Origin of the sequence: Arcicella aquatica, assembly GCF_034928825.1 — a bacterium.
In the GTDB taxonomy this organism is placed as follows: Bacteria; Bacteroidota; Bacteroidia; order Cytophagales; family Spirosomataceae; genus Arcicella; species Arcicella aquatica.
In genome coordinates, this window is the sequence record NZ_JAYFUL010000033.1 from 50,866 (window position 1) to 65,902 (window position 15,037).

At 34.0% G+C, this 15,037-nt stretch carries 16 protein-coding genes and 3 tRNA genes; 11 read left to right on the plus strand and 8 right to left on the minus strand.

The genetic code is table 11. The features are described 5' to 3' along the window. Positions 1–17: 17 nt before the first annotated feature. On the minus strand, positions 18–593 hold the full coding sequence (locus VB264_RS17585) for a TerD family protein (RefSeq protein WP_309915145.1): 576 nt from the start codon (positions 591–593) through the stop codon (positions 18–20). A 337-nt stretch (positions 594–930) separates the two neighbouring features. Further along, positions 931–1,003, minus strand: a tRNA-Phe gene (locus VB264_RS17590). Positions 1,004–1,265: 262 nt separating this feature from the next. Here VB264_RS17590 and VB264_RS17595 point away from each other — a divergent pair. From VB264_RS17595 to VB264_RS17620, 6 genes are all read left to right on the plus strand, one after another. After that, complete coding sequence (locus VB264_RS17595) at positions 1,266–2,594, plus strand: (Fe-S)-binding protein (protein ID WP_323251387.1); 1,329 nt, start codon at positions 1,266–1,268, stop codon at positions 2,592–2,594. 28 nt (positions 2,595–2,622) lie between these two features. Continuing rightward, positions 2,623–3,285, plus strand: a complete 663-nt coding sequence (locus tag VB264_RS17600) for an NAD(P)-dependent oxidoreductase (RefSeq protein ID WP_323251389.1) — start codon at positions 2,623–2,625, stop codon at positions 3,283–3,285. Further along, positions 3,285–4,277, plus strand: a complete 993-nt coding sequence (locus VB264_RS17605) for an alpha/beta hydrolase (RefSeq protein WP_323251391.1) — start codon at positions 3,285–3,287, stop codon at positions 4,275–4,277. The genes VB264_RS17600 and VB264_RS17605 overlap by 1 nt, the downstream gene beginning before the upstream one ends. Before the next feature lie 61 nt (positions 4,278–4,338). After that, positions 4,339–5,214, plus strand: coding sequence for a sterol desaturase family protein (locus VB264_RS17610; protein WP_323251393.1), 876 nt, complete (start codon positions 4,339–4,341; stop codon positions 5,212–5,214). Positions 5,215–5,230: 16 nt separating this feature from the next. Then, positions 5,231–5,662, plus strand: a complete 432-nt coding sequence (locus VB264_RS17615) for a PBECR3 domain-containing polyvalent protein (protein WP_323251395.1) — start codon at positions 5,231–5,233, stop codon at positions 5,660–5,662. A 143-nt stretch (positions 5,663–5,805) separates the two neighbouring features. Continuing rightward, positions 5,806–6,618 carry a (Fe-S)-binding protein gene (locus VB264_RS17620; RefSeq protein ID WP_323251397.1) on the plus strand — a complete coding sequence of 271 codons (813 nt, stop codon included), beginning with the start codon at positions 5,806–5,808 and terminating at the stop codon, positions 6,616–6,618. Positions 6,619–6,684: 66 nt separating this feature from the next. On the opposite strand, the gene VB264_RS17625 is transcribed toward VB264_RS17620, so the two are convergent. Next, positions 6,685–7,098 (minus strand): hypothetical protein, encoded by a 414-nt coding sequence (locus tag VB264_RS17625; protein WP_323251399.1) that lies wholly within the window; start codon positions 7,096–7,098, stop codon positions 6,685–6,687. 250 nt (positions 7,099–7,348) lie between these two features. Between VB264_RS17625 and rlmN the strand changes: the two genes are divergently transcribed. Then, positions 7,349–8,428, plus strand: a complete 1,080-nt coding sequence (rlmN, locus tag VB264_RS17630) for a 23S rRNA (adenine(2503)-C(2))-methyltransferase RlmN (protein ID WP_323251401.1) — start codon at positions 7,349–7,351, stop codon at positions 8,426–8,428. On the opposite strand, the gene VB264_RS17635 is transcribed toward rlmN, so the two are convergent. From VB264_RS17635 to VB264_RS17655, 5 genes are all read right to left on the minus strand, one after another. After that, positions 8,418–8,912 carry a DUF456 domain-containing protein gene (locus tag VB264_RS17635; RefSeq protein WP_323251403.1) on the minus strand — a complete coding sequence of 165 codons (495 nt, stop codon included), beginning with the start codon at positions 8,910–8,912 and terminating at the stop codon, positions 8,418–8,420. The two genes, rlmN and VB264_RS17635, sit on opposite strands and share 11 nt — an antisense overlap. Positions 8,913–8,998: 86 nt before the next feature. Further along, positions 8,999–9,682: a response regulator transcription factor gene (locus VB264_RS17640; RefSeq protein ID WP_323251405.1), complete on the minus strand. Its 684-nt coding sequence runs from the start codon at positions 9,680–9,682 to the stop codon at positions 8,999–9,001. A 96-nt stretch (positions 9,683–9,778) separates the two neighbouring features. Continuing rightward, on the minus strand, positions 9,779–10,048 hold the full coding sequence (locus VB264_RS17645) for a type II toxin-antitoxin system RelE family toxin (protein WP_323251407.1): 270 nt from the start codon (positions 10,046–10,048) through the stop codon (positions 9,779–9,781). Further along, the gene (locus VB264_RS17650) at positions 10,045–10,242 is read right to left on the minus strand and encodes an uS7 family ribosomal protein (protein ID WP_323251409.1); all 198 of its coding nucleotides are present in this window, start codon (positions 10,240–10,242) and stop codon (positions 10,045–10,047) included. The genes VB264_RS17645 and VB264_RS17650 overlap by 4 nt, the downstream gene beginning before the upstream one ends. A gap of 114 nt (positions 10,243–10,356) precedes the next feature. After that, entirely contained in the window at positions 10,357–12,099 is a 1,743-nt protein-coding gene (locus VB264_RS17655; RefSeq protein ID WP_323251411.1) for a sensor histidine kinase, read from the minus strand. A gap of 272 nt (positions 12,100–12,371) precedes the next feature. Here VB264_RS17655 and VB264_RS17660 point away from each other — a divergent pair, with 272 nt between their 5' ends. The 4 genes from VB264_RS17660 (at position 12,372) to VB264_RS17675 (ending at position 14,984) form a co-directional block, all read left to right on the plus strand. Then, entirely contained in the window at positions 12,372–13,145 is a 774-nt protein-coding gene (locus tag VB264_RS17660) for a T9SS type A sorting domain-containing protein (RefSeq protein WP_323251413.1), read from the plus strand. A 347-nt stretch (positions 13,146–13,492) separates the two neighbouring features. Further along, positions 13,493–13,565, plus strand: a tRNA-Gly gene (locus VB264_RS17665). Between the two features lie 67 nt (positions 13,566–13,632). Next, positions 13,633–13,716, plus strand: a tRNA-Leu gene (locus tag VB264_RS17670). A 539-nt stretch (positions 13,717–14,255) separates the two neighbouring features. Continuing rightward, positions 14,256–14,984, plus strand: a complete 729-nt coding sequence (locus tag VB264_RS17675; protein ID WP_323251415.1) for a hypothetical protein — start codon at positions 14,256–14,258, stop codon at positions 14,982–14,984. Positions 14,985–15,037 lie beyond the last annotated feature (53 nt).

Below are 15,037 nucleotides of genomic sequence, written 5' to 3' on the forward strand. Positions count from 1 at the left end.
TTAAATTTAATAAAGGATTATTTAATAATTTGTCCTTTAAAGTATTTAGACAAGAAGAAAGCCAAATCTTCTTTATATCCAATTCCTGAAGCTTCAAATTTCCAACTATTATTCCTTTTGTAAAGTCTTCCAAATTCGATTCCTGTTTCTACTGAGAAATCTTCATCCAATTCATATTTTGCAATCTCTTGTTTCGTATCTTCATCAACAATTCTAATATATGAATTTCTGACTTGCCCAAAGTTTTGCTTACGAGCTGAAGCTTCGTGTATTGTTACTACAAAAAGAATTTCTTGAATATTTGGGTCAATTTTAGCAATATCTACTTGCACAGTCTCATCATCTCCATGTTCACTATTTCCTCCAGTAGGGTCATCACCAGTGTGGTGCAAAGCTCCATCAGGAGAATCTACGTTTCCATAAAATACAAAAAAATCATCAGCAGGAATAATTCTATTGGCATCTATCATGAAAGCCGACGCATCCAAGTCAAAGCTCTCTCCTGTTCCTTCATTAGGATTCCAGCCAAGACCTACACTAATTTTAGACAATCCAATATCTATTTTTTGCCCTTTTACTAAACTTATTGCCATTGTTTGAACTACTTAGTTATTTGAAGATTTCAAATATAACAATTTTTCTTTTTTACTTTATTTTTTCGATGAAAAATATTTTTCGTTTAATATTAGACTCTATTTTCTCTAATTTGAGTATTATTTCGCCCTAGTTGCCGACATATTTTTCTAAGAAATTGTTTAATATAGAATCAGGAGATAAGGTATTAAAATTAGGATGATTGTAAGCTAACATCTATGATAGTTGATAGATATAACACTAGAAGAATTGTTACACAGCATTTGTGAGTACAGTTGATAGTTAACGTAAATTCAATAAAAAACCCCTCAAACGTTACGTCTAAGGGGTTTTTTGTGGTAAAGGGCGGACTCGAACCGCCGACACACGGATTTTCAGTCCGATGCTCTACCAACTGAGCTACTTCACCTGAATCCCGCCTGTGTTTCGGGACTGCAAAGGTAGGAAACTTTTTTTTAGCACCAAACATTTTCTAAAAATAATTTCAAAAATTTTAAAATTATTTTTCAAATAGTATGCTTGCATAACAAATAGAAAAACCACATCTTTGTAACACACAATTAATTCAGTAAATTGTTAAAAAAATCACCAGATTTTCTTTAAAATCATCAAAAAGAGGTTCTGATACATTTTAATATTAAGTAAGCTAAACAGGCTTATTTTTCTGAACTATGCAAATCATTCAACAAATTCTCTTTGTAGCAGCTTTTGGTTTGGCAGCTTATTTTATTTCAAAACGCATACAAACCATTAAAAAGACCATTCAATTGGGCAGAGCTGAAGACCGTTCGGATAATCCTTCTGAACGTTTGCAGACAATGTTACGAATAGCTTTCGGACAAAAGAAAATGTTTGACCGCCCCGTCGTCGGTATTATGCACTTTGTCATTTATGCTGGTTTCTTATTGATTAATGTAGAGGTATTGGAAATTGTACTCGATGGTATCTTGGGTACTCACCGTGTGTTTGCTCCAGTATTAGGAAGCCTCTATCCTATCTTGATTAATTTCTTTGAAATACTGGCTTTCGGCGTATTCTCGGTTTGTCTTATATTTCTAATCCGTAGAAATATTACCAAAGTAGAACGTTTGCAAGCTGCACGCCACCGTGAACTCAATGGTTTTCCTGTAATCGATGCTAATACTATCCTATTTGCCGAAATCATATTAATGACAGCCCTCCTCAGTATGAATGCTGTAGATAGTATTTTACAAGAACGTGGCAACGAGCATTATCATCAAGTAGGCTCTTTTGTGATTAGCTCTTTCTTGAAGCCAATCTTTATAAACTGGAACGAAACAGCCCTCATTGTTTATGAGCGCACAGCTTGGTGGTTGCATATTCTGGGTATTTTGGGTTTTGCTTTATATGTTACTTATTCTAAACATTTACATATTTTCTTGGCGTTTCCGAATACATACTTTTCAAATTTGAAGCCTAAAGGTGAAATGTCGAATATGCCAGAAGTAACAAAGGAAGTACAAATCATGTTAGGCTTATCACAACCTGATGCGCAAGCCAGCACAGAAATTGCTCGTTTTGGTGCAAAAGACATTAAGGATTTGTCTTGGAAAAACCTGATGGATGCTTACTCCTGCACAGAGTGTGGTCGCTGTACTGCTGCTTGCCCTGCTAACATTACAGGTAAAGCTTTGTCTCCTCGTAAAATCATGATGGATACCCGCGACCGTCTGGAGGAGGTAGGTAGAAATCTATCGGTCAATGGGGGAATCTTTGTAGAAGATGGGAAGGCCTTATACGGAGATTATATTTCTTCAGAGGAATTACGAGCTTGTACCACTTGTAATGCTTGTGTGCAAGAATGCCCTATTAATATTTCGCCTTTAGATATTATCCTGCAATTACGTCGATATCAAATTATGGAGGAGTCTAGTGCACCTGCCTCATGGAATGCTATGTTTTCTAATTTGGAAACGAACCAAGCTCCTTGGAAGTTTTCTCCTTCTGATAGATTCAACTGGGTAAATGATGTAAAGTAACTAGTGATTTAAGGTGTACTAATTAGTTATGAATAACAATAAAATACTAATACTAGGTGCAACTGGAAGAACGGGAAAGCATCTTTTAAGCCTTGCTTTGGCAAGAGGATACGAAGTAAATATTTTAGTACGAGATATTCGAAAAATAGAAATCCAATCTGATAGGTTAAAAGTCTTTGAAGGAACACCAAGCGATTTAACAGTATTGGCAAGTGCTATCGAGAATTGTTCAATTGTAATTAGTGCATTAAATATTTCAAGAAAGTCTGATTTTCCTTGGGCTAAGTTACATACCCCCAAAGATTTCATTGAAAAATCAATTCAAAATATTCTTTGTTTGAGTAATCAATATCCTATTAAGTCACTTATTGTTATTTCAGCTTGGGGTGTTTCGGAAACAAGAAATGATATTCCATGGTGGTTTAGATTAATGATAGATTATAGCAATATTAAGTTTGGTTATGAAGCGCATGAACAGCAAGAAAAACTAATTAAATCCTCTAATTTAAATTGGACAATAGTTCGTCCTGTGGTTTTAACCAATTTCACTAAACAACATAAAGTACACATTAGCTTAAATAGTATATCTAAACCCAGTTTGTTCATTAGTAGAAAAAACGTGGCGAGCTTCATGCTTGATATTTTAGAAACAAAAACATTTATCCATCAAATATTAACAATTTCTGAATAATGAAACCATTGTTTAAGGTATTTATCATATTAATTGTCATTTGCTTTTTTGGCTATTTAATGGGTCCAAAGCCAGATGCTCCAATTATCAAAACTTACAGTTTTAATTTACCAAGTTCGTTAACCGACTTGGAAACTAAAATCAATACTGATAAAAAAGCCGTTGTGGGCATTCGTCACGATTGTGAAGCTCGTATTATTTGGGCTGATACTGCCCAAAAAGTAAAAACTAAACTAGCCATTGTATATATCCACGGCTTTTCGGCAAGTCAGGAAGAAGGCGACCCTGTTCATACTAATTTGGCAAAAAGATATGGAGCCAATCTATACTTGGCTCGTTTGGCTGGACATGGTATCGATTTGGGCGATTCTACTATGAAGAATGTCACAGCAGATGATTTTATTCAATCAGCCGAAGAAGCATTAGCCATTGGCAAAAAACTGGGAGATGAAGTAATTGTGGTAGGAACGTCTTTTGGTGGAGCATTGACATTGTATTTGGCTTCGCAACATCCCGAAATTAAATCGATTGTATTGTATTCGCCTTGTATTAAAATTTTTGACAATAATGCTGAGTTATTGGATAATCATTGGGGGCGGACTTTGGCGAAGTTAGTCACAGGTTCTGAAATACGAGATTTCCCTCCACACAACCCTATTCATGGCAGGTATTGGAGTACACATTATCATATCAATGGTGTAATTGCTTTGCAAAATTTCTTGACGAATATCATGACGCCAACAACGTTTGAAAAAGTAAAATGTCCAACCTTTATGGGCTATTATTACAAAAATGAAGAAGAGCAAGACAAAGTAGTATCTGTACCAGCGATGTTGAAAATGTATGACGAATTGGGTGTTCCTGCCAACGAAAAACAAAAAGTAGTTTTTCCGAATGCGGGCAATCATGTGATTGGCTCTTATGTTTTATCAAAAGACTACCAGCATGTACAGCAAAAAACTGAAGTGTTTTTAGATAAGGTGTTGAAGTAGTGGCTTACGGCTATCAGGTTTCGGTTATCAGTTCAATTTTCAAACGCTCAAATTAATCACAATGGCACCGAATCTTATTTTATATGCTGTTCCGTTTTTTATATTGACTGTAATTATTGAGGCAATTTTTATTACACGTGAACAAAAAGATTATTTAGAGGCTAAAGACTCCTTTACGTCTATGGCGTTGGGGATTGGCAATTTATTGAGCGGACTGATTTCTAAAACGGCTATTGCTTTTATCTTTTTGTATTTATACGAAAACTTTCATGTGTTTACTTTGGATGGTTCTGCTTGGTGGATGTGGGTTTTGGCATTTTTTGCTGACGATTTTAGCTATTATTGGTTTCATCGAGAAGCACACTTGATTCGATACTTTTGGGCTTCGCATAAAGTGCATCATTCTTCTGAAAAGTATAATCTGGCAACGGCGCTTCGTCAAACTTGGACGGGCAATATTTCGGGCTCATTTGTTTTTTACTTATGGATGCCTATTGTAGGCTTTCATCCGATAGTTATCGTGATTATGCAACAAATCAGTTTGTTATATCAATATTGGATTCATACCGAAACTATTGGAAAAATGTGGAAACCCTTTGAATTTATCTTTAATACGCCTTCGCACCATCGAGTACATCATGGCTCTGATGTGAAATATTTAGATAAAAACTATGCAGGGATTCTAATTATCTGGGATAGAATGTTCGGCACCTTTATAGAAGAAGAGGAACGACCTACTTATGGACTGACTACTAATTTAAAAACTTATAATCCTGTAAAAATTGCCTTTAGCGAATGGATTGATATTACTAAAGACGTTTGGAAGGCTGGTTCATTAAAGAATGCTTTTAATTACGTTTTTGCTCCTCCAGGTTGGAGCCACGATGGTTCTAGAAAAACAGCGAAGCAAATGCAGGAAGAGATAAATAATAAATAAACACTTATTAATAATAATGGATTTAAACGAGATTCTAACCCTAGCAAAAACTGATACTGAAAACAAAAACAAGGTTTTAATTATAGGTGAAATTACCCATGAATTATCAAATATTTTAACCCAGCAATCTGGCATTCAATTAACTAATTATCGATTTTCTATTGATGTATATGCGATAAAACATATTATTAAGAATCATGGAGTTCCAGAAATTGAAACACCGAAAGGTCAAGTAGCTATTACAGATGCTGACTTTAACCTAATTCCAGAAATTTTACAAAATCCTGATTTAGTTTTCTATGATGGTCAAAATAAATTAGGTAAAGATGTTTTTCAATTTCAGAAAATAATTGGAGATAAATATGTAATAATTAAAGAGGTAAGAACAGGGAAAAAACAATTAGCTTTAAATTCCATGCGTATAATAAAAAAGAACCATCATTTCTGACAGTTCCTTTTAAAAACAACGAGCGAGTGCCTAAAAATTAATTTTATCCCTCCTCCTAACGTCCTAAACGTTTTTGTTCATTACAAAGATAATAAATAAATTATGATTTGTCCTGTGAAATAACGAAGAAAATCAATAAAGATATGTTAAAAGAAATAGAATATAAAGTGCCTACCATGGCAGAAATGATGAGCCTTGGCGAAACACCTGAAATATTATTTTGGGTAGGTTGTGCAGGTTCTTTTGATGACCGCTATAAAAAAGTAACCATTGCATTTACAAAAATACTGAATCACGTAGGAATAAAATTTGCCGTGCTTGGCACAGAGGAATCTTGTACTGGCGACCCTGCTCGCAGAGCGGGCAATGAGTTTCTATTTCAAATGCAAGCCACCATGAATATTCAGGTATTAGATGGATATGGTGTAAAAAAAATCGTAACGGCTTGTCCACATTGCTTTAATACCTTAAAAAATGAATATCCTGCTTTAGGTGGAAACTATGAAGTAATTCACCATGCTACTTTTTTACAACAACTGATTGATGCAGGCAAAGTAAAGGTACAAGGTGGGGGTGAATTCAATGTCGGAGTGCCGACCAGACGTAAAATCACTTACCATGATTCTTGTTATTTAGGTCGTGCCAATGATATTTATGAAGCTCCGCGCTCAGTATTAGAAGCCTTGGATGCAGATTTGGTGGAAATGAAACGTTGCAAAACCAAAGGTTTATGCTGTGGTGCTGGCGGAGGACAAATGTTTAAAGAACCAGAAAAAGGCAAAAAGGACATTAATGTAGAACGCATTGAAGACGCTTTGGCTACAGGAGCAACCACAATCGCCGTAGCTTGTCCATTTTGCATGGTAATGATGTCGGACGGTGTAAAAAACAAAGAAAAAGAAGATTCTGTGAAAGTATATGATTTGGCTGAATTGTTATTAGAAGGGATGAAATAAGGAATTATTCTTCTGAATTACTGATTTTTATTGATGGCATGACTTGAAGTCATGCCATCAATAGGTTTAACTTTCCGTTTTTAACATCTTTTCAATTTCTTTAGCAGTTGAGCCACTATCTGTAGTTCCAAAAATTTGACCGATTTGCGGTGAAAATAAGTACTTCTCGTTTGTTTCTGAAAACTTTACCCAATAAAAATCTAAGAAAAAAACGATTGGTTCAATACTAAAATCAACCGAGCGTAAATAAGTTTTTTTGCCTTTATAATTGGAGACATAGATACATTTTTCATCATAAGAAATGGAATTTATCTTCATAAAAAACGTCAATCCTAGTATTGTAAAGAAGTATATAGAAACGCTTAAATCAGACATAAAAAAGTAAACTGCTTCAATAATGGAAAGCGAAAGAAACACAAAAACTATGATTCGGTACATCCGTACTGAAGCTCTTGCTCCAATATATTTTTGTTTAGACATAAGCCTTTTTCTGCGGTTTTGAATACCTAAATTAAGTCATTAGAAATAATATTTCTTTTTATTACTCAAAAGCCAAACATATATTTTATAAACATTTGATTATCAATATCATACCAACATCTTGGTTTGGTTTAATTTTATCCTTAACTTTGCAAAAATAACCTAAAGAGTAAAGACGCCAATCTTTGCTCTTTTTTTGTCGATATAAAATAATCTTACTTGACATTTGAAAGCTAAGATTGCCAAATACATGGAAACAGTAAAAATCACCAAAAAAGATATACGTAAACTATCGCTTGCTCAAATCAAAGATTTCTTGACTGAGCATGGCGAACAAGGATTCAGGGCTAAACAGATTTATGAATGGCTTTGGAAAAAATCGGTTCTGACTTTCGAAGAAATGACTAACCTTTCTAAGAAAACGCGTGAACTGTTAGAAAATAACTTTGACATCAGAGCAGTTAAAGTATCTGAAAAACAGGTAAGTTCAGACAGAACTATCAAATCGTCTTTTGAATTATTCGACCATAATTTAGTAGAAGGTGTATTGATTCCTGCTGACGATAGGATGACTGCCTGTGTTTCATCACAAGTTGGCTGTTCGTTGACCTGTAAATTCTGTGCTACGGGTTACATGGACAGGAAACGTAACCTTGACCCTGCGGAAATTTATGACCAAGTAGTATTGATTCGTGACCAAGCAGAATCGCATTATCAAACTCCTCTTACCAATATTGTGTACATGGGTATGGGCGAGCCTTTGTTGAATTATGCTAACGTATTATCATCAATCAATTATATTACTTCGCCAGAAGGCCTAGGAATGTCGCCTAAACGTATTACTGTTTCGACGGCTGGGATTGCAAAGATGATTACAAAATTGGGCGATGATGAGGTAAAATTCAATTTAGCACTTTCACTTCACGCTGCCAACGATGTAAAGCGTAACGAGATTATGCCCATCAACGAATCGAACACACTGGAAGCGTTGAAGGATTCTTTATTGCATTTTTACAAAAAAACAGGTAGTAGAATTACGCTAGAATACATTCTTTTCTATCGCTTTAATGATAGTTTACAAGATGCTAAAGAGCTTTGGGAGTTTGCCAGACAGTTTCCTTGTAAAATCAATATTATTGAATATAATCCCATTGCAGAAGCAAATTATACTAATACAGACCCGCAAACACTATCAAAATTTGCTCAGTTTTTAGAAAGTAAAAACATGGTGGTAAATGTGCGTCGCTCAAGAGGAAAAGATATTGATGCTGCGTGTGGACAATTGGCAGGAAAGAAACCGCCAGTAGTGAAAGAAGAAGTTACAGCATAATCATAAAGTATTCGGCAATAGCCATCATGGCGAGCACTAACATTGCTAAACAAAGAATTACTTTTCCTACCATACCAGCAATAAGCCCTAAAAATGAGCCAAGCGCCGCTTTTAGGGCTTTTTCAGGAGCAGCTTTTCCAAGGATTTCACCTAAAAATGCTCCGACGAAAGCCCCAATAAATAACCCAAAGCCTGGAATAACAAACAAGCCTACCAGTAAGCCAATCGTTGAACCCCAAGCACCATACTTAGTTCCACCAAACTTTTTTGTTCCCCAAATAGGTGCATAATAATCGAAAATACTGATAGCAATAGTAACTAAGGTAAAGAAAGTCAGTGTTTTCTTATCAAAATCTACATATTTGGAATAATGCAACATAAATAAGCCTATCAAGCTGAGTGGTGGCCCTGGCAGAGGTAAAACTGCACCAGCCAAACCCACTAAAAGGCATATTATTGAACCAATCAAGAGAACTATATCCATTTGGTTTTGAGTGATGTGTTGTGAGTTGTCTAGTACATTGGCTTAAAATTGATATACATTACTTTAAGCCTAACAACTTATTAATTTTATACCATTAATTTAAAGCCTTCTCCGTGAAGATTCAAAATCTGAATTTCAGGTTCTTCCTTCAAGAATTTTCTTAATTTGGTAATATATACATCCATGCTTCGGGCATTGAAGTAGGTATCATCTCCCCAAACCATTTTCAAAGCAAAACTTCTACTGACGGGCTTTCCCATGTTTTCACATAACAATTTCAGCAATGCAGATTCTTTTGCCGTTAATTTCTGAGATTCACCATTTCTTTCTAAGATTTGCTTTTCAGTATCAAAAGCAAAACCTCTGATTGTAAAGTGAGATATTTTTTCATTTTGTAACTCTAACTTCTGACTTCTTCGTAAAACTGCTTGCAGACGTGCCAGCAATTCTTCCATCGAAAAAGGTTTGGTCATATAATCATCTGCTCCTAGTTTAAAGCCTTGCAAAGTATCTTCCTTCATCGCTTTGGCCGTCAGGAAAATGATAGGCGTATCTTTATCAGACATTCTAACTTCTTTAGCCAACGTAAAACCGTCTTTTTTAGGCATCATTACATCAAAAATACAAAGGTCATAATCCTGCTGTACAAATTTTGTCAGGGCTTCGTCACCATCTTTAGCCAGAATCGTTTCGTAGCCTTTTATCGTTAAATATTCTTGTAGTAAAGTACCTAAATTGGGGTCGTCTTCGGCGAGGAGAATCTTTGTCATTTTAGTTAAATTGATTTTTATCTTTAATTTGTTGGTGTTTCGATATCGCTATTCATAGCAATACATCTTTCAATAATGGAGATTATCTACATGTTTTCAAGGGAAATACTTATAAATTTCCTTGCGGTGAGCTATCAAAATAAAAAGAATACTACCATCATCCTGAAGCTCAAAACCTATTCGATAATCACCAACTCTAACTCTATAATAGGTTTGGAAACCTTGCATTTTTTTGATATTAGGAATTTCAGAAAGAGAATCTGCACTTTCAAAACTTTCAATTAAAGACAATAGACGAACTTTTATTTTTTTATCTTTGAGCTTTTTGATACTTTTTTCAAATGACTCATCAAATTGCAAAATCATTTGCTTAAATGTTCTAAAATAGAGGCTTTTGATACTTTCTTGCCTGTTTTCTCTTGGGTCATCATCAAACCTAACGTCAAATCTTCAGCAATTTCAGGATTAAGAACCTGTGCCTTATCACCCATTTTTTTTACTAATTCAACAAGCAATTTACTTGTCTGCTTAGACTGTGTTTGTATAAGAAGCGTTTCCATATTTTTAGTTTTGTAAAAGTAATTTTATTCTTTTATGTATCTCGCACTAACTTGTTGAACATTTCCTTATTAACTCTTAATTTTCATCATCAAATACAAAATATTCTACTATACTTATATTGGCAAAATCACTTCAAATTCACTTCCTTCACCAAATCTACTCACTACATTTATACGTCCATGATGTTCCTCTACCATCTTTTTCACATAGCTCAATCCCAATCCAAAACCCTTTACATCATGCAAATTACCAGTAGGAACGCGATAGAATTTTTCAAAGATATTCTTTATCGACTCCTTACTCATTCCAATACCTTTGTCTTTGATGATAATTGATATTCCCTTTTCAGTATTTTGAGTAACGATGGTAATTTCAGGCTTTTCGGGTGAATACTTATTGGCATTATCCAATAGGTTAAAGATAATATTAGTCAAATGTACTTCATCTGCTTCAATTTCTGTCTTTTCGGCCTGTAAATCTAAATCAATTGTACCTTCTCTAAGCTCAATTTGTGGACTAATGTTTTCTAATACTTTCTCAATAATTTCGTGCACATCCACCGTTTTTAGCTTCAACTGCACATCCCCTCTTTCCATTTGTGCAGTTTGTAGTACTTTCTCAACTTGCGAGCCTAGTCTTTTGTTTTCATCACGAATAATCCCTAAATATCGTTTAAACATCGATGGACTAGCCGCCACGGCTTCGTCTTGGAGCATCTGAGTAGCCAATGAAATCGTAGAAATTGGTGTTTTAAACTCGTGGGTCATGTTATTGATAAAATCATTTTTAATGTCTGCTAATTGCTTTTGTTTCACGATCGTATTCACAGCTACATAAAAACAACTTAATACCACCAAAATCAATAACAAGGAAGTAGCATACATCACCCAAATATTACGGATAATATAACGGTCTTGATTAGGAAAATATACTCTCAAATAGTTTTCAGAATTAGCATAATCATTCGGGAACAAATTAACAGTATACGTATCCTTATCGTTTTTCAAGCCCGTCATTTTGTATTTCATCGAAGAAGCATAATGTAAATAGTTTGGTTCTTCCTGACTGCTGATACCATATTCAAAAGGAATTTCTATTCCCTTCATTTTGATTTCATATTTCAACAGAGAATCCAACACCATATAATTGATTCTGTCATAAATACTCCTTTTTTTGAACAGAAAATCATTAAAAACCTCCTTAGCCATTTCGGCTTTATTCATTACCTTATCCTCTGTTTTTAATGGCTCAATAATCTTGTCAACATGTTTTTTTACAAGCTTTTTTCTTTTGGCTGCTAGCAAATCAGCCTTTCGCATAGAATCCTGTTTCTGTAAACTATTCTGATGTTGCTGAAGTGCCTCCGAAAAAATCTCGTCTAATTGCTTATGTTCATTCAATCGATTCTGAAAATCTTGAATATCAATATTCATTGAAAATTCCTGATATTCTCTAATCTCCCCATTTGGCAGAATCTCCGTCCCCTTTGATACCAGAATATCTGAAGGGAAAGGCGTACGTGCTACTTTATCCAAACCAATGGTTGATTGGTTCGAAGTGGTTTGCGCAGGCACTTTCTGTTTAGGTGCTTCCTGTACCTTTTCTTCTACAGGCTTTGCTATCGCCAACAGTTGCTTTTGTTTTTCTTCTGCCTCTACTTTCCTTTGGACAAAGTAATAGAATTCTTGTTTGCCAAGCTTCCGCACCACTTGTTGCATGGCGTCTCTAACATCACTTCCAAACTGATCATTTTTAGAGCGAACCGTAAAACCCAACCAATACATTTGAAAGGCGATTAAACCTAACAGTGCAAAAGCCATCAAAGCAATAATATATTGTATTTTTCGCTTAGTCATTCTTAATAATTAGCATTAATCATACTCTTTTTACTACACCTAAATTAGTTTCAAATAATTTTCATGCAAAAAAATATACTCGAAAATTGACTTTGCAACATTTTCATTTTTAGTGTGTCTGTTTCAGAGCAACAAAATTAAACTAAATCTTATGCAATTTATTTCGTTTAACATCTTTTAACAAAGTTTAAAGGTTTGATATATAATAGGTTGATTAAGTTTGTTTTATATAAATTTTAAATGTTTTTTTTAATCAAAATCCAACATTCACTATGCAAAAGAACATCAAAATTTTCGGGACAGCCATCTTATTTGCTGTAAGTATAACAGCAATGGCTCAAAAAAGTACTTCGCAAAATATTGAAGAAAAAGATGGGAAAATCAAAATCCATGTAGAGACTACAGAAAACGGACAAAAACAAGTATTCGACCGTACTTATAATGCTGAAGGTTTGAATGCTGAAGAAAAAGAGAACTTAATCAATAACATTACAGATTCATTATTTTCGGCATCGGGCAATCATACCAGAAAACAGATTAGAATTAAAGTAGATAGAAATAGTGATAGGGCTATACAGATGCCAAGAAACGCTAAACGCATCGAAATCTATAAAGATGGAAAACGCCTTGATAAAAACTTCAATGATAATGATGTACATGCATTTAATTTCGATTTCAAGAATTTAGACGATGACAAGCTGATAGGTTCATTAAAACCTGCCATGAAGGAATTCAATTTTAAAATTGATAATGACTTTAAAGATTTTGAACCATTCAATGAATCAAAAACAGTAAAAGCATTGAAAATATATCCTAACAAGCCTTTTGACAACAAGCTCAATCTTAAATTTTACACACCTGAAAAAGGTGATGTCAACGTAATCGTGACAGATGTAAATGGTAAAGAAGTAGGTACGCAGAAATTTAAAGATTTCCAAGGAGACTTCATGGGACAAGTAGAATTAAAGAAAAACACGAAAGGAACACTCTTTGTAACCGTAACACAAGGTGAAGACGGTACTGCAAAAAGAGTAGTTATCGAATAAATATAATTGATTGGTCAGGGTTTGTTTTTAAAAGAGTAATTGTCAGAAATGGTAATTACTCTTTTTGTTTATAATAGTTGATAAAATAAGAGGACAGAAAAATTTATGTTGAACAGTTTATAACAATTAAAGTAGGATAAATTACCCTAATAATAATTCACTTCTTAGTTTTATGCCCTATAATGCATTCAGATGCATAAAAACCTAAAAAAAAGTTTAGGACTTAATCCAAACATAATCAGCGATTTATAAACTTTTTGAAAATTTTTTGTTATTTTTTTTCATAAAAAGCTTGCACAGGTGATTTATAAGGCATAATTTTGCACCACAATTCAACGGAATTATAAGCGAAAGTAGCTCAGCTGGTAGAGCGCAACCTTGCCAAGGTTGAGGTCGCGAGTTCGAACCTCGTCTTTCGCTCAGCTTATCGAAGCACCGTAAGGTGCTTTTTAAGTTTAAGAAGTTAGAGTAATTACTTTAATTTCATGCCAGGGTGGTGGAACTGGTAGACACGCAGGACTTAAAATCCTGTGAACGCAAGTTCGTACGGGTTCGATTCCCGTCCCCGGTACAGTTTAAAGAGGGTTTTTACAGTAAAATGTAAGAACCCTTTTTTATTTGGTACAACATAGGTACAACATTTTTTTCGCATAAATTAAGGGTAAAAAAACTGCAAATTCCCTGAAAAAATTATTAGCTTTTGTTCAAGTTTCCACTTCCTATCGTTATTCTTTTCTTATATAAATAAATCACTCATCACATAAACATGATTGTTGAATGTTTGCTTTTTTAAGAAAACATCTATTAACGTCCTTGCATCATGTTACTCGAATTCACAGTTGGTAACTATCATTCAATTAAGAATAATAAGAATAAAACAATGCTTAGCCTATTCGCTACTCCTATTACCCTGATTTACTATATCTGGTTATTGATAGTAATTGTATTATTTCTACTTTGTAAATGATACTGGTATTATTAAAATGGCACAAAAAGAAAATAAATGGCTTTTTTAAAATCTAGCTTATAGACTCGTTTTTTTCATATTTATTAATAAATCTCTATAACTTTAGGAGTTTCTATATTTTTATTTTTTTAATAATACATTCTATGGCACAAAACAAAGTAGAAGGCATTTGCGGTATTTGTGGTCAATTTGGACAATTAACGTTTGAACATGTCCCTCCGAAAGCAGCTTTTAATAAAGGAAAGTTTGTAATTATACCGAGTGAAAAATCAATACAATTAGGACTTAATGAGGAATTTAAAGGCCCAGTATTTCAAGGTGGAATTGGATTACATTCATTATGTGCCAAATGTAACAATGCAACTGGTAGATGGTATGGCAATGATTATGTAAGATTTGCTTATCAGGCAGCATTAATACTTCAAAGGTCAAAGTTTAAGCCAACATTGTTTTATCCTTTTCATTTGTCTCCGATAAAGGTATTAAAGCAAGTAGTTTCTATGTTTTTATCTATAAATCATGATGTGCCATTTAGAGAGGATCACCCTGAGTTAGTAAAGTTTGTACTTGATAGGAATGATAAGTATTTAAATCCAAAGTATAGAATATGTATGTACTATAATTATGAAGGGATAAATAGGTATCTTCCCTTTACAGTAGTAATGAATGTAGAGGGAATAAGTAAACCTGTACAAATGTGTGAAATATCATATCCCCCTTTTGGTTTTGTGTTTACATTCGATAGCTCACCTTTACTTGACGAAAAACTATTTGATATTTCTTTCTTTTCACGATATGACTTCAACTACTCTACCCGATGTTTTTTATTAAATATTGATAATGAGATAGTTGTATTTGAATCCACCGAGTAAATATATTCAAAAGCTCTTCCCAGATTTTCAAAAATCCTTGATTGATGTTTCTA

Excerpts from the sequence above, each read along its gene's own strand:
- VB264_RS17635 (WP_323251403.1), bottom strand. The coding sequence starts at position 8,912 with ATGGATATAGTTCTCTTGATTGGTTCAATAATATGCCTTTTAGTGGGT.
- VB264_RS17605 (WP_323251391.1), top strand. The coding sequence starts at position 3,285 with ATGAAACCATTGTTTAAGGTATTTATCATATTAATTGTCATTTGCTTT.
- VB264_RS17615 (WP_323251395.1), top strand. The coding sequence starts at position 5,231 with ATGGATTTAAACGAGATTCTAACCCTAGCAAAAACTGATACTGAAAAC.
- VB264_RS17655 (WP_323251411.1), bottom strand. The coding sequence starts at position 12,099 with ATGACTAAGCGAAAAATACAATATATTATTGCTTTGATGGCTTTTGCA.
- VB264_RS17640 (WP_323251405.1), bottom strand. The coding sequence starts at position 9,682 with ATGACAAAGATTCTCCTCGCCGAAGACGACCCCAATTTAGGTACTTTA.
- VB264_RS17585 (WP_309915145.1), bottom strand. The coding sequence starts at position 593 with ATGGCAATAAGTTTAGTAAAAGGGCAAAAAATAGATATTGGATTGTCT.
- VB264_RS17595 (WP_323251387.1), top strand. The coding sequence starts at position 1,266 with ATGCAAATCATTCAACAAATTCTCTTTGTAGCAGCTTTTGGTTTGGCA.
- VB264_RS17620 (WP_323251397.1), top strand. The coding sequence starts at position 5,806 with ATGTTAAAAGAAATAGAATATAAAGTGCCTACCATGGCAGAAATGATG.
- VB264_RS17625 (WP_323251399.1), bottom strand. The coding sequence starts at position 7,098 with ATGTCTAAACAAAAATATATTGGAGCAAGAGCTTCAGTACGGATGTAC.
- VB264_RS17610 (WP_323251393.1), top strand. The coding sequence starts at position 4,339 with ATGGCACCGAATCTTATTTTATATGCTGTTCCGTTTTTTATATTGACT.
- rlmN (WP_323251401.1), top strand. The coding sequence starts at position 7,349 with ATGGAAACAGTAAAAATCACCAAAAAAGATATACGTAAACTATCGCTT.
- VB264_RS17600 (WP_323251389.1), top strand. The coding sequence starts at position 2,623 with ATGAATAACAATAAAATACTAATACTAGGTGCAACTGGAAGAACGGGA.
- VB264_RS17675 (WP_323251415.1), top strand. The coding sequence starts at position 14,256 with ATGGCACAAAACAAAGTAGAAGGCATTTGCGGTATTTGTGGTCAATTT.
- VB264_RS17650 (WP_323251409.1), bottom strand. The coding sequence starts at position 10,242 with ATGGAAACGCTTCTTATACAAACACAGTCTAAGCAGACAAGTAAATTG.
- VB264_RS17660 (WP_323251413.1), top strand. The coding sequence starts at position 12,372 with ATGCAAAAGAACATCAAAATTTTCGGGACAGCCATCTTATTTGCTGTA.
- VB264_RS17645 (WP_323251407.1), bottom strand. The coding sequence starts at position 10,048 with ATGATTTTGCAATTTGATGAGTCATTTGAAAAAAGTATCAAAAAGCTC.